Source organism: Kitasatospora sp. NPDC096077 (assembly GCF_040303245.1).
GTDB lineage: Bacteria > Actinomycetota > Actinomycetes > Streptomycetales > Streptomycetaceae > Kitasatospora.
Window position 1 is genome coordinate 69,681 of sequence record NZ_JBEOSV010000041.1, and the last position, 13,965, is coordinate 83,645.

The following is a 13,965-nucleotide window of genomic DNA, read 5'->3' on the forward strand; positions in this document are numbered from 1 at the left end:
GGGGCGCTGGGGGGGGGGGGGGGGGGGTGGTGGGGGGGGGGGGGGGGGGGTTTGGGGGGGGGGGGGGGGGGGCGGGGGGGGGGGGGGCGGGCGCCCCCCCCCCCCCCCCCCACGACTTTGGCACGCCCACCCGCCCCTCGGCCAGAGCCGCTCGCCGACCGGTGGCGGGGGCCGTCCGGCCGCCGGTGGCGCGGACCTTGCCGCGGCCGGACCGAAAACCGCTGGTGGCGGCCGTCGACCAGCGGGCAGCATGGTCGGCATGAGCGGCCCGACCATCGACCCGAGCACGGCGACCACCGACACCCCGGTCCTGCTGCTCGCCCCACGGATCAACGAGACCGGCCTGCAGCTGCGCACCGCCGCCGGGTTGCGCGGCCTGCGGGCGCACACCGCCGCCTCCTGGCGGGCGCCGCGCGAGCTGCTCGGCGCGGCGGTGCACGTGTACGGCGGGCCGCTGTTCGCCGACGCGGTCGGCCGGGAGCTGGGCCTCGCCCTGCTGGAGCCGGCCGAGGACTGGCTCGCCCGACTGCCGCGCGCGCTGACCGGTCGACGGGTGTCGGCGGCCACGCTGGCCGAGGCCCGTACGCTGCGCGGGCCGGCGTTCGTCAAGCCGCCGGCCGACAAGCTGTTCGCCGCCCGGGTCTACCCGGACGGCGGGGCGCTGCCCGGGCCCGAACTGCTGGACGATGACACCCCGGTGCTGGTCAGCGAGGTGGTGCGGTTCCGCACCGAGTACCGGCTGTTCGTCCTGGACGGCACGGTGCGCACCGGCTCGCGCTACGCGGTGGACGGCGACCTCGCCGTCGCGCCGCTCGGGCCGGACGGTCCCGAGGTGCTGGCCTTCGCCCGCGAGGTGCTGGCCGCCGCGGCCGGGCGGGCGCCGCTGCCGAGCGCGGTGGTGGTGGACGTCGGGCGGACGGACCACGGCTGGGCGGTGGTCGAGGCCAACGCGGCCTGGGCCAGCGGAGGTTACGCCGCCGAGCCGGACCACGTCCTGGACGTGGTGCTGCGCTCCTCCGGTCCGGCGGCCCAACTCCCGGTCGAGGACATGCCGTTCCTCCGCGAGCTGCCCGAAGTGGTGCACTGACCGGCCGGTTGGACGCTCACCGGCCGGTTGGACGCTCACCTGCCGATCGTGCGTTCACCTGCCGGTTCGGCACCGGCCGGGAGCGGTCGACGCTTGCGGCACCGACGGCCGATGGCGCACGATCGTCCACCATGACCACCACGCACCTCACCCACATCACCGAACCGCCCGGCGTCGCCCCCGGAACCGGCTACACCCACGTCGTCACCGGCAGCGGCCGGCTGGTCCAGGTCTCCGGTCAGGTCGCGTTCGACGAGCACCGGAACCTGGTCGGCGCGGGCGACCCCAAGGCCCAGGCCCGCCAGGTCTTCGAGAACCTGCGCCGCTGCCTGGCCGCCGCCGGGGCCGACTTCTCCGACGTCGTCAAGTTCACCTTCTTCATGACCGACATCAGCTACCTCTCGGCCATCCGGGAGGCCCGCGACGAGTACCTGGGTGATCTGCCGCTGCCGGCGGCCTCGGCGATGCAGGTCGCGGCGCTGTTCCGCCCCGAGGTGCTGATCGAGATCGAGGCGATGGCCGTCGTCCAGGAACGGTGACGTCCCACCCGACCCACCGAGCCGGCTCACCAATCTGACCCGACACACCGAGCCGACCCGGCTCACCCGGCGACCAGCCGCGCCTCCCGCCGTCCCGCCGTCCCGCCCACCGGACGGCGGGACCCATCGCCGGGCCGGCCGCCGCCCACCCACCCCGGAGCCGCCTCAACTCCCCAGTGGTACAGACCTGTTGACGCATTGGTCCAGTCCTCCTACAGTGCCCATGCCCCGCCTCCCCACGGCGCGGGCATCGATCGCCCACGGATCACCGCCGGTTCTACGCCACCCTGTCCAACCCCCACAGCCACAGGGAGAACCATGTCCGCTCGATCCCGGGCGGGACGCCCCCGCATGCGCGGCAGACTGCTGACGCTGCTGGCCGTCCTGCTCCTCCCGCTCGCCGCACTGACCGCGCTCGCCGCTCCCGCGAGCGCCGCCGGCAAGCTCACCGCCACCTTCGCCACCACCGACAACGGCTCCTGGTGGCAGGGCACGTACATCGTCCACAACGACAACGACACCGCCGTCTCCGGCTGGTCCCTGGAGTTCGACCTCCCGGCCGGCGTCACCATCGGCAACACCACCAACGGCACCGCGACGGTCAACGGCCGGCACGTCACCGCCACCGCCGCCTACTACAACGCGACCGTCAACGCCCACAGCACGACCGAGCCGTACAGCTTCTGGTTCGTCGGCAACGGCCCGGTCTCCACCCCGCTCAACTGCCGCATCAACGGCGACAAGTGCGACGGCACCCCCGACGTCCCGCCGTCCGCGCCGGGCACCCCCACCGTCACCGACCCGACCGCCCACACCCTGACGCTGAGCTGGCCGGCCGCCACCGGCGGCGACTTCCCGGTCGCCTCCTACGACGTGCTGAGCGGCACCACCGTGCTCGCCTCCAGCCCCACCGCCAACGCCCTGGTCACCGGGCTCACCCCGGCCACCTCGTACACCCTGGCCGTCCGGGCGAAGGACAGCCGCGGCAACACCGGCCCGCTCAGCGCGCCCGTCACCGCCGCCACCTTCGACCCGTCCACCGACACCGTCCCGCCGACCGCACCGACCAACCTCCGTGCCACGGCGGTCGGTTCCTCCGACGTGACGCTCGCCTGGGACGCCGCCACCGACAACGTCCGGGTCGCCGCGTACGACGTCTACCGGGGCACCACCCTGGTCACGACGGTCGGCGGCGGCACCCTGACCGCGGCCGTCGGCGGCCTCTCGCCGTCCACCGCCTACACCTTCACGGTGAAGGCCCGGGACCCCGCCGACAACACCTCACCCGCCTCCACCCCACTCGCCGTGACCACCGCGGACATCGTCGGCGCCGGGAAGTACGCCCGGGTCGGCTACTTCGTCCAGTGGGGCATCTACGGCCGCCAGTACTTCGTGAAGAACCTCGACACCTCGGGCAGCGCCGGCAAGCTCGACATCATCAACTACGCCTTCGAGAACATCGATCCGGTCAACCTGACCTGCCTCGCGGGCGTCACCAAGGGCACCAGCAGCAACCCGGAGGACCCGGACCAGGGCACCGGTGCCGGCGACGCGGACGCCGACTACGCCCGCCCGATGAGCGCCGACCAGTCCGTGGACGGCGTCGCCGACGACGGCTGGGGCAAACTCCGGGGTAACTTCAACCAGTTGAAGAAGCTCAAGGCCAAGTACCCGAACCTGAAGGTGGTCGTCTCGCTCGGCGGCTGGACGTACTCCAAGTACTTCTCCGACGCGGCCGCCACCGACGCCTCCCGGCAGAAGTTCGTCAAGTCCTGCGTGGACACCTGGATCAGGGGCAACCTGCCCGCCTACAACGGCGCCGGCGGCGACGGCACGGCGGCCGGGATCTTCGACGGCATCGACCTCGACTGGGAGTGGCCCGGTTCCGGCGACGGCCACCCGGGCAACCACTGGAGCGCCAACGACAAGGCCAACCTGACCCTGCTGGCGGCCGAATTCCGCAAGCAGCTCGACGCGTTGGGCGGCCCGCACAAGCTGCTCACCGCCTTCACCCCGGCCGACCCGGCGAAGGTCGCGGCCGGCTGGGACCTCGGCAACGTCTTCAACTCGCTCGACATCGCGAACGTCCAGGGCTACGACTTCCACGGCTCGGGCAGCGACAACTCCTGGGAGCCCAACCGCACCGGCCAGGCCTCCAACCTCTACCAGGACCCCAACGACCCCTATCCCTTCCACTTCAGCGTGGACACGGCCGTGCAGACCTACCTCAACGCCGGGGTCAACCCGCGCAAACTGACCATCGGCTTCCCGTTCTACGGACGGGGCTGGCAGGGCGTGGCGGACGGCGGCGCCAACGGCGCCTGGCAGAGTGCGAACGGCGCCGCGCCCGGCCAGTTCGCCGAGGAGGCGGGCACCCGCGGGTACAACAACCTCATCACGGGCGTACCCGGCCTCACCGTCTACCACGACCCCAAGTCCGTTGCCACGTACGGCTACACGGGCGCCAACGGGCAGTGGTGGACCTTCGACGACGCCTGGTCGATCGCCCAGAAGACGGCCTACCTCAAGTCGAAGAACCTGCTCGGCGGGATGATCTGGGAGATGTCCGGCGACACTCCGTCCGGCAGCCTGATGACGGCCATCGACACCGGGCTCCACTGACCCCCGGCCCCAAACGGCCACCTCCACGAGGTGACTGGGCGAACCAGGGCCGGTGCCCCTCCCGATCCCGTCGGAGGGGGCGCCGGCCCGGACCGTCACCGCAACCCGCAACCCGCAACCCGCAACCCGCAAGCGCGACCCGCACGTTACCGCGCAGCCATCGCCATCAGCTTGCGCGCCGCCCGGTTCTGCCGCAGCACCTGGGCGAAGCTGGTGTGCCCCTGGGTGGTCCGGGCGAACGCCCGCCAGGCCGCCGGCACCAGGCAGACCGCCGCGTGGAACAGGTACGGCCGACGCTCGAAGGCGCCCAGCAGCTGCTTGCCGGCGCGCATCTCCACGCCCAGCCCGGCCTTGATCGCGAACGCGTAGTTCAGCGCCTCGCGCCGCACCGCCGCCGCGTCCCCCGCCTCGGCGACCCGCACCGCCCACTCGCCGGCCAGCCGGCCCGAGCGCAGCGCGTACGAGATGCCCTCGCGGGTCCACGGCTCCAGCAGCCCGGCCGCGTCCCCGGCGACCAGCACCCGGCCGCGGGAGAGCGGCGAGTCCTCGGCCCGGCAGCGGGTCAGGTGCCCGGACTCGACCCGCGGGGTGAAGCCGGACAGGCCCAGCCGTCGGATGTAGTCGGCGAGGTACTGCTTGGTCTGCTCGCCGTCGCCGCGCGCCGAGATCACGCCCACGGTCAGGCTGCTGGTCTCGGTCTTCGGGAACACCCAGCCGTAACTGCCGGGCAGCGGGCCCCAGTCGAGGTGGATCCGGCCCGACCAGTCGGCGGCGACCTGCGGCGGCACCGGGATCTCCGCCTCCAGGCCGAGGTCGATCTGGTCGAAGGTGACGCCCACGTGCCGCGCGATCCGGCTGGCGCTGCCGTCCGCGCCGACCACCGCGCGGGCCTCGAAGGTGCGCCCGTCCGCCGCCGTGACCAGCGCCGTCCGGTGCTCGCCGCCGCGCTGCTCGACCCCGGTGACGGTCACCCCGGTGACCAGCACCGCCCCGGCCTGCTTGGCGGACTGCACCAGGCGCAGGTCGAACTCGTCCCGGTTGACCAGCCCGAACAGCATCCGCTTGGCGCGGCGGGTGCGGGTGTACCGGCCGTCGTAGGCGAAGGTGACGGCCGACACCCGGTCCTGCAGCGGCAGTTCGAAGTTCGGCGGCAGGCTGTCCCGGGAGGGGCCGATGATGCCGCCACCGCAGGTCTTGTAGCGGGGGTGCTCGGCCTTGTCGAGCAGCAGCACCCGGCGGCCCTGCGCGGCGGCGGCCTGCGCGGCCGAGGCCCCGGCCGGTCCGGCGCCGACCACCACGACGTCCCAGACGCCGTCCTGCGGCCGGGACGCCGCCGCCAGCGGACCGCTCCCTTCGGACGGAGCGTCGAGCGGGCTGTCCGGCCCGCTGTCGGGCCGGCCGTCGAGCGGGCCGTCGAACGGGCCGTCCTCGTCGAGCGGGCTACGGGAATCGGGGCTTCCGGAGTCAGTCACGTCGACCAATCCTATGCGTCCGGCCACCGGCCGGGACGCCGCACCACCCACCGACCCGCGAGCTCCCCGGAAGCTCCCCCAGGGACTCCGCCTATGATCGGCGGTACCCCAACCGACCGTACTCCGCCCGCACCACCCCCAGGGCGGACCGCCCCTTCCGGAGCCCCGATGTCACAGCCCCTGGCCGACGCCGTCCGGTCCCTGATGGACCGTGCCCGCACCGACCTCGCCGAGCTGGTCGCCTTCCCGTCGGTCGCCGACCCGCGCCAGTTCCCGGTCGAGGAGTGCCAGAAGGCCGCGCAGTGGGTCGCCGAGGCCTTCGCCGCCGAGGGCCTGACCGGCATCCGGCTGCTGGACACCCCGGACGGCACCCAGTCCGTCTACGGCGAGCTGGCCGGCCCCGAGGGCGCCCCGACCGTCCTGCTCTACTCCCACTACGACGTCCAGCCCCCGCTCGACGAGGCCGGCTGGGACAGCCCGGCCTTCGAACTGACCGAGCGTGACGGCCGCTGGTACGGGCGCGGCGCAGCCGACTGCAAGGGCAACATCCTGATGCACCTGACCGCCCTGCGGGCGCTGCGCCAGGTGTACGGGGACGGCTACCCGGTCAGCCTGAAGATCATCGTGGAGGGCTCGGAGGAGCAGGGCACCGGCGGCCTGGAGCGCTACGCCGAGGCCCACCCCGAGCTGTTGACCGCCGACGCCATCGTGATCGGCGACACCGGCAACTTCGCCCCCGGCCTGCCGACCGTGACCGCCTCGCTGCGCGGCATGACGGTGGTCGAGGCCTCGATCACCACGCTGGCCGGCAATCTGCACTCCGGTGCCTTCGGCGGCGCCGCCCCGGACGCACTGCAGTCGCTGATCGGGGTGCTCGCCTCGCTGCACGACGAGAACGGCGACGTCGCGGTCCCCGGGCTGGCCTCCGACCGGACCTGGGAGGGCGTGCAGTACCCGGAGGAGCAGTTCCGCGCCGACGCCAAGGTGCTCGACGGCGTCGCCCTGACCGGCACCGGCACCCTCGCCGACCGCCTGTGGGCCCGCGCCTCCGTCACCGTCCTCGGCATCGACTGCCCGCCGGTGATCGGCGCCACCAACTCCGTGCAGTCCGCCGCCAAGGCCCTGATCAGCGTGCGCGTCCCCCCGGGCACCAGCGCGGACGCCGCCCAGGACGCCCTGGTCGCCCACCTGGAGGCGCGGGTCCCGCTCGGCGCCCGGCTGACGGTCGAGCGCAAGGGCACCGGTGCCCCGTTCCGCGCCGACACCACCGGCCCGGCCTACGAGGCGATGGGCGAGGCGATGGCCGAGGCCTTCGGCACCCCGATGGTCACGGCCGGCGAGGGCGGCTCGATCCCGCTCTGCAACACCCTGCAGACGCTCTACCCGCAGGCCGAGATCGTGCTGATCGGCGTCGAGGAGCCGACCACCCAGATCCACGCCGTCAATGAGAGCGTCGACCCGCTGGAGCTGGAGCGGATGGCCCTCACCGAGGCCCTGTTCCTCCGCCGCTACGCCGAACTGCGCGCCGTCTGACGGGAGTTCGCGCCGGTCCCGGGCCGCCCGCCACGCCAGCGGCGGGCGGCCGCGACCACCGCCGCGTAGCCGACCGCGCCCACCGCGAGCCCGGCACCGGCGCCGAAGCACACCTCCGGGACGATGTTGCGCCGCAGCGGGCTCAGCCGGTGCAGCACCCCGGCCGCGGTGGCCGCACCCAGCGCGGCGACCGCCACCCGCCGGGTCCGCGGCGCGAGCCGCACCGCCGGGCGCACCGGCTCGACCGCCCGGACCGTCCGCGCCGCCCAACCGCCCAGCGCGGCCAGCGCGAGCGCCGAACTCCCGTACTGCAGCGCCTCGTGCACCGCGACCCCGGCCACCTGCCGGTCCAGTACGGGCAGCAGCCGCGCACCCAGCCGGCCGCCGTGGGTGAAGGCGTCCCAGCCGACGTGGGTGAACGCGCCGACCGCCGCCGAGGCCGCGAACCAGGCCGCGTCCGCGCCCCGGACACCGGAGGCCCCGTCTCCCGGGCCCCGCCGGACCGTCAGCGCCTCCACGCCGCCCGCCCACCGCTCGGGCAGCAGCCCCACCAGCGGCGCCCGCAGCAGCCCGTGCCACCCCGCCACCAGCGCGCCGGCGATCGCCACGTCCACGGTCGGCACGGCCCACCAGGCGTGCGTCAGCCCGCCGTGCCGGTACACCCCGGGCAGCAGCGACTCGGCGAAGAACGGCACGTCGGGCGCCATCGACCCGGCCACCAGTGCCGAGGCCACCAGGGGCCCGCGCTCCCCGGCGGCGCGCAGCAGGGGCAGGACGGCGGCGGGATGGCTCAACGTGAACGGCATGCCCCCATCCTGACGCCCGCACCGGCCGCCCCACCAACCGGGTCCACACCCCCGCGCGACCGCCCGCCGCCGCACCCGCCCGACCGCCCGACCGCCCGGTTCGCGGACCGACCGACCGACCGACCGACCGGTTCGCGGACCGGCCGCCCCACCGCCCGGTTCCACGCCCCGTCGCTACGCGGCGTCCGCCGTACTCGCCAGCCCGAGCGCGACCCGGGCCCCCGCCTCCAGGTACCGCAGCTCCCCGCTGCGCCGGGCCTCCAGCGCGGCGGCGAGGCGCCGGTAGCGGCTCGGCGGCAGCAGGTCGGCCGCCTCGTCCAGCGTGACGAACCGGCAGCCGCGCAGCTCCTCCTGCTGCAGCAGCAGGTTCTGCTGTCCGGCGTCGTCCAGCAGCCCGCCGTCGTACATCAGCCGCAGGCCGCCACGGCGCGGGCCGGTGCGCGGCTCCCAGTCGACGGCGAGCAGGCGCAGCACGGTGGGGTCGAGCCGCAGGCCGAGTTCCTCCGCGGTCTCGCGCAGGGCGGCGTCGGTGGGGGCCTCGCCGCGTTCGACGACGCCGCCGGGGAAGTCCCAGTCGGGCTTGTAGACCGGGTCGACCAGCAGCACCCGGTCCTGCTCGTCGAAGAACAGCACGGCCGAGGCCACGGTGTCCCCGGTGGGGTCCGGGGACTGGACGATCGGGCAGCGCGCGTCGCCGACCCGGACCAGCTCGGCGATCCGGTGCGCGGTCTCGCGCGGGGTGAGCGCGCCGGTGTCGAGCATCCGGGCGTCGCCGACCAGCCAGCGGCGGGCGGCCCGGTAGCGGGGCAGGTGCTCCAGGCACCAGGCGCGGACCCGCTCGCTGGCCTCCGGATCGCCGGGGCACTCCTCGCGGTGCGCGATGCGGTCACGCAGGATCGTTTCTTCTGGATCCAGCACGAAGTGGTGCACCGTGATCCCGTGCGCGGCGAGATCACCGAAGATCTCGTCCCGGTAGTCCTCTCTGAGCAGGGTCATCGGCACCACCAGCGGTCCGCCGACCTCGCCGAGCAGCGCGGCCGCCGTCTCCGGCACCAACCGCCGCCAGGCCGCGAGGTCCTGGTAGTCGGACACCGTGGCCAGTCGGTCGGCCGGGAGCATCCGGCGCAGTCCGAAGCCCACCAGCTCGGGATCGAAGAGCACGCTCCCGGGCAGCAGTTCCACCAACTCGCGGCAGGCACTCGTCTTGCCCGCCCCGAATGTGCCATTGACCCAGACGATCACAACGTCCCCTGCCCTCGACTTGCCCCGATGCCGTTCGCACCGGGCAGCGCCCCCGTCGGCCGAACCAGCGCCACCCGTGGTGGTACCCGCGCCACGCCGCTCCCCAAAACTGCTCGCCGCGCCCGCCCGCGCGCCCCGGCCCGCCCCTTGACAGGGGCATGTGCCCAGGCCACGGGCCCGGTACGGAAAAATGGGGACCGGCCGACATCAAAGCCGCACCCTGCCACCACCGCTTGCGCACAGGAAGTCGGACCGGCCGACTTCCTGTGCGCGCCCCGCCCGTACGCCGTCCGCGCCGCCCCTGCGCCCTTCCGCTCCCCCTGCCGTCCTCCCTCACACCACTTCCCCTGCCGTCCTGCCCCGCACCGCTTGCACGGCCCGCACACCGCCGCGTACAGAGGAACGATGAAGCTGCTCCCCGCCGGCCGGGTCGTCGTCATCGGCTCGGTCAACACCGACCGGATCCTGCGCTGCCCCGTACTTCCCGCCCCCGGCGAGACCGTGCTCGCCATCGACGCCGCCCGGGGGTTCGGCGGCAAGGGCGCCAACCAGGCGGTGGCGTCGGCCCGGATGGGGGCCGCCACCCACCTGGTCGCCGCGGTCGGGCGCGACGCGGAGGGCGAAGCGGCGCTCGCGGATCTACGCGGCGCGCAGGTCGAGACGGGCGCCGTGCACGCGCACCCCGACGCGCCCACCGGTCAGGCGATCGTCATGGTCGACCCGGGCGGCGAGAACAGCATCGTGGTCCTCCCCGGCGCGAACGCCCGGCTGACCCCGGACCAGGTCACCGCCGCCCTGGCCCGGCTCCGTCTGCTCCCGGTCGACGTCGTCCTGACCAGCAACGAGGTCCCCGCGGAGTGCGTCCGCGCCGCCGCCGCGGCGCTGCCCGCCGCCGGCCCGCGCGGCGGCACCCGGTGGCTGCACAACACCGCCCCGGCCGGCGAGCTGCCCGGCCCCGGTCCCACCGGCCGCCGCCCGTTGCTGGTCGCCAACGCCGTCGAGGCCCGTCAGCTCACCGGCGCCGCGACCGCCGTGGAGGCCGCCCACGCGCTCGCCCGGCAGGGCGAGGGAGCCGTGGTGACCCTCGGCGGCGACGGCGCACTGGTCGTCAGCGACGGGGCGCTCACCCGACTGCCCGCGCCCGCCGTTCGGGTGGTCGACACCACCGGCGCCGGCGACGTCTTCTGCGGCGCGCTCGCCGCCCGGCTCGCCCGCGGCGCCGACCTGCCCGCCGCTGCCGCCACCGCCGTGGCCGCCGGGGCCTTCGCCGTCACCGCGCTCGGCGCCCGCGGCGCGCTCCCCCGCCCGGAAGACCTCTGAACGCTCGGCGGACGCGGGGCGCCCGGGCCGGTTGGTCCGGGCGCCCCGCCCACGGGCACGACGACGGAAGGCGCTACGGCCGACCCATGTACGCCGGGTAGTACCCGCTGCTGATCCCCGAGATCCGGATCAGCGTCCCGGGCCGCGCGGCCTCCACGTACTGGTTGTTGCCCAGGTAGATCGCCACGTGCTGGATGCCCCGCTTGGTGCCGTTCGGCGACCAGAACAGCAGGTCGCCGCGGCGCAGCTGGCTCGCCTTGATCGGCGTGGTGGCGGCGTACTGGTCGTTGGCGACCCGCGGCAGCTTGATGCCGCCACGCTTGAACGCCTGCTGCACCAGGCCCGAGCAGTCGTACCCGTCCGGCCCGTTGCCCGCGGTCCGGAACGGCTTGCCCAGCTGGGCGAGCGCGTACTCCACCGCGGTCTCGACGTTGCGGTCCGCCGCCACGGACGAACCGCCCGACGAGCCGCCCGAGGAACCGGACGAGGAGCCGGACGACCCGGCGGAGGAACCGCCGGTGCGCTGCAGGTAGATGTCGTAGTGGGAGGTCCAGCGCCACTCCCCCTTGCTGTTCTTGAACCAGTACCGCGAGCCGTCCCAGCCCTGCGTGATCCCACCGTTCGAGGACTTCGAGGTGGACTTCGACGAGGACTTGGCGGAGGACTTCGGAGCCGACTTCCCGCTGGTCCGCGCCAGGTACACGCTGTAGTGCGTCGTCCAGCGCCACTGCCCCTGGCTGTTCTTGAACCAGTACCGCGAGCCGTCCCACCCGGCGTGCGCCGGCGCCCGCTCCGCCGCGGCGGGGCTCACGCCGGTGCCGAGGCCGATGGCCCCCACGCCGACCGCGATCACGGCCGCCATGCCTATCCCCCGGCGGACCCGCGCGGCCCGCGAGGGACGGACGGCGGTGGCGGAACGGACGGCGGTGGCGGGGGCGTGCTGCCCGGTCGGTTCGTCGGCGGCATCCGGCGCGCCGGTGTTGACGGTGGTCATCCTGCTGACTTCCTTCACTGCTGCGAACGCACTGCGGCGTACGGCCGCCGGACGGGCGGCTGCGGAAACTGCTGCGGACACGCGGTACGCCCCGGTCGCGCCGGTTCGTACGCTCGGCAGATCCCGGTCCGACCCGCCGCGGTCCCGGCCCTGCGACCGGAAGCCACGGCATGTCACCCGGGGATTCAGTTCTGCCTGCGTGTCACGTTAGGCACGCGTCCGCTCACTGCGCGCAGTGGAGTGCGCCAAAGGAAGGTTTCCCGGACGGCGGGCGCCGACGGCGCATCAGGGTGAACACCCGTCACCGTCGGCGTGTCCCGACGCCCCCTCATCAGCGGCCGCCGGCCTCCCCGAGCAACTGCTTCTTCAGCACCTTCCCCAGGGCGTTCCTGGGCAGTTCGGGCACCAGCACGACCCGCCGCGGCCGCTTGTGCACCGAGAGCCGCTCGGCCACGAAGGCCGTCAGCTGTTCCCCCGTCACGGCGCCGTCCGGGACGACGTAGGCGACGATCGCCTGTCCGAGGTCCTCGTCCGGCGCGCCGACCACCGCCGCGTCGGCGACCGCCGGGTGGTCGCGCAGCGCGGCCTCCACCTCGCCCGCGCCGATCCGGTAGCCGCCGCTCTTGATCAGGTCCACCGAGGCGCGGCCGACGATCCGGTGGAAGCCGTCCGCCCCGATCACCGCGACGTCCCCGGTGCGGAACCAGCCGTCCGCCGTCCAGGCCTCGGCGTCCGCGTCCGGCCGGTTGAGGTAGCCGCTGAACAGCGTGGGGCCGCTGACCTGCAGCTCCCCGACGCTCTCCCCGTCGTACGGGACGGGCTCGCCGTCCTCGCCGACCAGTCGAGTGCGCACCCCCTCCACCGGCAGTCCGACGCTGCCGGGGCGCCGCTCGCCGTCCGCCCGGGTGCTGACGGTGATCAGCGACTCGGTCATCCCGTAGCGCTCGATCGGGGCGTGGCCGGTGAGTGCCGCCAGCTTCTCGAACACCGGTACGGGCAGCGGCGCGCTGCCGGAGACCAGCAGCCGGGCCGGGGCCAGCCGCGCGGCCGCCTCCCGGTCCGCCGCCAGCCGGGACCACACGGTGGGCACGCCGAAGTACAGGCTGCCGCCCGCCGCCGCGTACCCCTCCGGGGTGGGCCGGCCGGTGTGCACCAGTCGGCTGCCGGTGCGCAGGGCGCCGAGCACGCCGAGCAGCAGTCCGTGCACGTGGAACAGCGGCAGGCCGTGGACGAGGGTGTCCTCCGCGGTCCACTGCCAGGCGGCGGCGAGCGCGTCCAGGTCGGCGGCGATCGCCGCGCGCCGGATCACCGCGCCCTTGGGCGCGCCGGTGGTACCGGAGGTGTAGAGCACGAAGCCGGTCGCGTCGGCGGCCGGTTCGGCGTACGTGGTCGCCGAGCGCTCGGCGGGGTCGACCGGCAGGGCCGCCACCGACAGGCCCTCCGGCACCTCCTCCCCGACGGCGTGGGCGAGCAGCGCCGCACCCGAGTCGCGCAGGATGTGCTCGCGCTCCTTGGGGCCCGAGTCGGGCGGCAGCGGCACCACCGGAACGCCCGCCAGCAGACCGCCGACCACGGCGGTGACCGTCTCCACGGTGGGCCGGGCGAGCACCGCCAGCGCGGGCGCCCCGGCCACCCGGTCGGCCACCGCGACCGCCGCGCCCAGCAGCTCCTCCCGGGAGAGTGCCCGCCCGTCGATCCGCAGCGCGTCCGCCGCGTCGCCGTGGCCGCCCTGAAGTGCCGTCAGCAGTGCCATGCTTCCGTCCTCGCCTCGTCCTCGCCCTGGTCCCGCCGGACGCTCACGCGCCCGGCCGACGTCGGGCCGACTCTACGGGCCGGCCGGGCGCCACCGGCAGACGGTCGCCGGGGCAGGCGGATACCCGCGGGTCAGCGGGATCGCGGCGGACACGACGGCGGAGGGCGCGGCACCGAGCACCCGGTACCACGCCCTCCGGTCCTGCCGACCGGGGGATCAGCCCTTGCGGGCCTTCACCTCGGTGGTCAGCTGCGGCAGCACCGCGAACAGGTCGCCGACCACGCCGTAGTCCACCAGCTCGAAGATCGGGGCCTCGGCGTCCTTGTTGACGGCCACGATGGTCTTCGAGGTCTGCATGCCGGCCCGGTGCTGGATCGCACCGGAGATGCCCGCCGCGATGTAGAGCTGCGGGGAGACCTGCTTGCCGGTCTGGCCGACCTGGTTGCTGTGCGGGTACCAGCCGGCGTCGACGGCGGCGCGCGAGGCACCGACGGCCGCGCCGAGGGCGTCGGCGAGCTCCTCGACCACGCCGAAGCCCTCGGCGGCACCGACGCCGCGGCCGCCGGAGACCACGATGGCGGCCTCGGTCAGCTCGGG

At 74.8% G+C, this 13,965-nt stretch carries 11 protein-coding genes; 5 read left to right on the top strand and 6 right to left on the bottom strand.

Translation table 11 applies throughout. The features are described from left to right. Positions 1–259: 259 nt before the first annotated feature. The 3 genes from ABTZ03_RS28905 (at position 260) to ABTZ03_RS28915 (ending at position 4,248) form a co-directional block, all read left to right on the top strand. Complete coding sequence (locus tag ABTZ03_RS28905) at positions 260–1,087, top strand: ATP-grasp domain-containing protein (protein WP_350516035.1); 828 nt, start codon at positions 260–262, stop codon at positions 1,085–1,087. Positions 1,088–1,218: 131 nt separating this feature from the next. Beyond that, on the top strand, positions 1,219–1,626 hold the full coding sequence (locus ABTZ03_RS28910; protein WP_350516036.1) for a RidA family protein: 408 nt from the start codon (positions 1,219–1,221) through the stop codon (positions 1,624–1,626). 351 nt (positions 1,627–1,977) lie between these two features. After that, the gene (locus ABTZ03_RS28915) at positions 1,978–4,248 is read left to right on the top strand and encodes a glycosyl hydrolase family 18 protein (RefSeq protein WP_350516037.1); all 2,271 of its coding nucleotides are present in this window, start codon (positions 1,978–1,980) and stop codon (positions 4,246–4,248) included. A gap of 146 nt (positions 4,249–4,394) precedes the next feature. Here ABTZ03_RS28915 and ABTZ03_RS28920 read toward each other — a convergent pair whose 3' ends face one another. Next, positions 4,395–5,588, bottom strand: a complete 1,194-nt coding sequence (locus ABTZ03_RS28920; RefSeq protein WP_350516051.1) for a geranylgeranyl reductase family protein — start codon at positions 5,586–5,588, stop codon at positions 4,395–4,397. 300 nt (positions 5,589–5,888) lie between these two features. On the opposite strand from ABTZ03_RS28920, the gene ABTZ03_RS28925 reads away from it, so the two are divergent. Further along, entirely contained in the window at positions 5,889–7,253 is a 1,365-nt protein-coding gene (locus ABTZ03_RS28925; RefSeq protein ID WP_350516038.1) for a dipeptidase, read from the top strand. Here ABTZ03_RS28925 and ABTZ03_RS28930 read toward each other — a convergent pair. Both ABTZ03_RS28930 and ABTZ03_RS28935 read right to left on the bottom strand, forming a co-directional pair. Beyond that, entirely contained in the window at positions 7,229–8,059 is an 831-nt protein-coding gene (locus ABTZ03_RS28930) for a DUF4184 family protein (protein ID WP_350516039.1), read from the bottom strand. The two genes, ABTZ03_RS28925 and ABTZ03_RS28930, sit on opposite strands and share 25 nt — an antisense overlap. A 174-nt stretch (positions 8,060–8,233) precedes the next feature. Further along, positions 8,234–9,301: an NUDIX hydrolase gene (locus tag ABTZ03_RS28935; RefSeq protein ID WP_350516040.1), complete on the bottom strand. Its 1,068-nt coding sequence runs from the start codon at positions 9,299–9,301 to the stop codon at positions 8,234–8,236. A 405-nt stretch (positions 9,302–9,706) separates the two neighbouring features. On the opposite strand from ABTZ03_RS28935, the gene ABTZ03_RS28940 reads away from it, so the two are divergent. After that, positions 9,707–10,621: a ribokinase gene (locus tag ABTZ03_RS28940; RefSeq protein WP_350516041.1), complete on the top strand. Its 915-nt coding sequence runs from the start codon at positions 9,707–9,709 to the stop codon at positions 10,619–10,621. A gap of 73 nt (positions 10,622–10,694) precedes the next feature. Here the strand turns inward: ABTZ03_RS28940 and ABTZ03_RS28945 are convergent, their stop codons facing one another. The 3 genes from ABTZ03_RS28945 to ABTZ03_RS28955 all read right to left on the bottom strand — a co-directional run. Then, entirely contained in the window at positions 10,695–11,615 is a 921-nt protein-coding gene (locus ABTZ03_RS28945) for a C40 family peptidase (protein WP_350516042.1), read from the bottom strand. Between the two features lie 331 nt (positions 11,616–11,946). Next, positions 11,947–13,368: an AMP-binding protein gene (locus tag ABTZ03_RS28950; RefSeq protein WP_350516043.1), complete on the bottom strand. Its 1,422-nt coding sequence runs from the start codon at positions 13,366–13,368 to the stop codon at positions 11,947–11,949. A gap of 216 nt (positions 13,369–13,584) precedes the next feature. Then, positions 13,585–13,965, bottom strand: a 381-nt coding sequence (locus ABTZ03_RS28955) for an electron transfer flavoprotein subunit alpha/FixB family protein (RefSeq protein ID WP_350516044.1), incomplete at its 5' end; no start/stop codon positions are given.